The organism is Streptomyces sp. NPDC003943 (genome assembly GCF_053605265.1).
Map to the genome: position 1 here is coordinate 1 of NZ_JBSGIW010000188.1, position 2,038 is coordinate 2,038.

Here is a 2,038-nt window from a genome sequence, read left to right on the forward strand (position 1 = left end):
GACGCCGTCCAGCTCCTCGGCGGCTACGGCTACACCCGCGACTACCCCGTCGAGCGCATGATGCGCGACGCCAAGATCACCCAGATCTACGAAGGTACCAACCAGGTCCAGCGCATCGTCATGGCCCGCAACCTCCCGTAACCACCTCTTCGTTGAAAGGAGACAGGCCGTGACCCTGAAGATCGCTGTCTGTGTGAAGTACGTTCCCGACGCGTCCGGCGACCGCGGTTTCGCCGACGACCTGACCACCGACCGCGAGGCCGTGGACGGCCTCCTCTCGGAGCTCGACGAGTACGCGGTCGAGCAGGCCCTCCGGATCTCCGAGGAGGCGGACGACGCCGAGGTCACCGTCATCACGGTCGGCCCGGACGACGCCACCGACGCGCTGCGCAAGGCGCTGTCGATGGGCGCCGACAAGGCCGTGCACGTCAACGACGATGACATCCACGGCACCGACGTCATGGGCACCTCGGCGATCCTCGCCAAGGCCCTGGAGAAGACCGGCTTCGACCTGGTCGTCTGCGGCATGGCCTCGACCGACGGCACCATGGGCGTACTGCCGGCGCTGCTCGCCGAGCGGCTGAACGTGCCGCAGGTGACGCTGCTCTCCGAGGTGTCCGTCGAGGACGGCACGGTGAAGGGCCGCCGCGACGGCGACGCCGCCAGCGAGCAGCTGGAGGCCCCGCTGCCGGCCGTCGTGTCGGTCACCGACCAGTCGGGCGAGGCCCGTTACCCCTCCTTCAAGGGGATCATGGCCGCCAAGAAGAAGCCGGTCGAGGAGCTGGACCTGGACGACCTCGGCATCGACGCCGACACGGTCGGCCTCGGCGGTTCCTGGACCCTGGTCGACTCGGCCACCGCCCGCCCGGCCCGCACCAAGGGCACGATCGTCACGGACGAGGGCGACGGCGGCAAGCAGCTCGCCGCCTTCCTGTCCGAGCAGAAGTTCATCTGACCCACCGTCACCATCCCTCAGGAGCAAGGAATCATGGCTGAGATCCTGGTTCTCGTGGACCACGCCGACGGTGCGGTCCGCAAGCCGGCCCTCGAACTGCTCACGCTGGCCCGCCGGATCGGCGAGCCCTCGGCGGTCGTCCTCGGCGCCGGCGAGGCCGCGGCCTCGATCGCCGCGACGGCCGGCGAGTACGGCGCGGCGACCGTGTACGTCGCGGACGGCGCCGAGTTCGCCGAGCAGCTCGTCGTGCCGAAGGTCGACGCGCTGACCCAGATCGCCAGGGACAAGGGCGTCGCCGCCGTCCTGGTGACCTCGTCCGGCGAGGGCAAGGAGGTCGCGGCGCGCGTGGCGCTGCGCCTGGAGTCCGGTCTGATCACGGACGCGGTGGAGCTGGAGGCCGGCGAGAACGGCCCGGTCGCCACCCAGTCGGTGTTCGCCGCCTCGTACCAGGTGAAGTCGACCGTCTCGCACGGCGTGCCGGTCATCACCGTCAAGCCGAACTCGGCCGCCCCGGAGGCCGCGCCGGCCGCCGGCGCCGTCGAGAACGTCTCGGTCGCCTTCACCGGCAACGCCGCCAAGGTCGTCTCGCGCACCGCGCGGGTCGCCACCGGCCGTCCGGAGCTGACCGAGTCGGCGATCGTCGTCTCGGGCGGCCGCGGTGTCGGCGCGGCCGAGGGCTTCGCGGTCGTCGAGAAGCTGGCCGACTCGCTCGGCGCGGCCGTCGGCGCCTCGCGCGCCGCGGTGGACGCGGGCTGGTACCCGCACTCCAACCAGGTGGGCCAGACCGGCAAGCAGGTCTCCCCGCAGCTGTACATCGCGGCGGGCATCTCCGGCGCGATCCAGCACCGGGCCGGCATGCAGACGTCGAAGACGATCGTCGCGGTCAACAAGGACGCGGAGGCCCCGATCTTCGACCTGGTCGACTACGGCGTCGTCGGCGACCTGTTCGAGGTGCTGCCGCAGCTGACGGACGAGATCGGCGCCCGCTGATCGGAAACGGCGAAAGGGGCGGGTGGCACTCTGTGCCACCCCCCCCATTACGCGTGTTCGTTTTAACGTTCGGGACGCGCTAACAACCAACCC

3 protein-coding genes are annotated in these 2,038 nt (G+C 70.7%); all 3 read left to right on the forward strand.

Going from position 1 to position 2,038, the window contains the following annotated elements:
* A partial coding sequence (locus tag ACWEV0_RS35850; RefSeq protein WP_329849561.1) for an acyl-CoA dehydrogenase family protein occupies window positions 1-141 on the forward strand: 141 nt, incomplete at its 5' end.
* Between the two features lie 28 nt (window positions 142-169).
* The gene (locus tag ACWEV0_RS35855; protein WP_453153994.1) at window positions 170-955 is read left to right on the forward strand and encodes an electron transfer flavoprotein subunit beta/FixA family protein; all 786 of its coding nucleotides are present in this window, start codon (window positions 170-172) and stop codon (window positions 953-955) included.
* Between the two features lie 33 nt (window positions 956-988).
* Window positions 989-1,945, forward strand: a complete 957-nt coding sequence (locus ACWEV0_RS35860) for an electron transfer flavoprotein subunit alpha/FixB family protein (RefSeq protein ID WP_453153995.1) — start codon at window positions 989-991, stop codon at window positions 1,943-1,945.
* The last annotated feature ends 93 nt before the right edge of the window (window positions 1,946-2,038 follow it).

Bases quoted from the DNA above. Each gene is read 5' to 3' on its own strand.
- ACWEV0_RS35860 (WP_453153995.1), top strand. From the start codon at position 989: ATGGCTGAGATCCTGGTTCTCGTGGACCACGCCGACGGTGCGGTCCGC.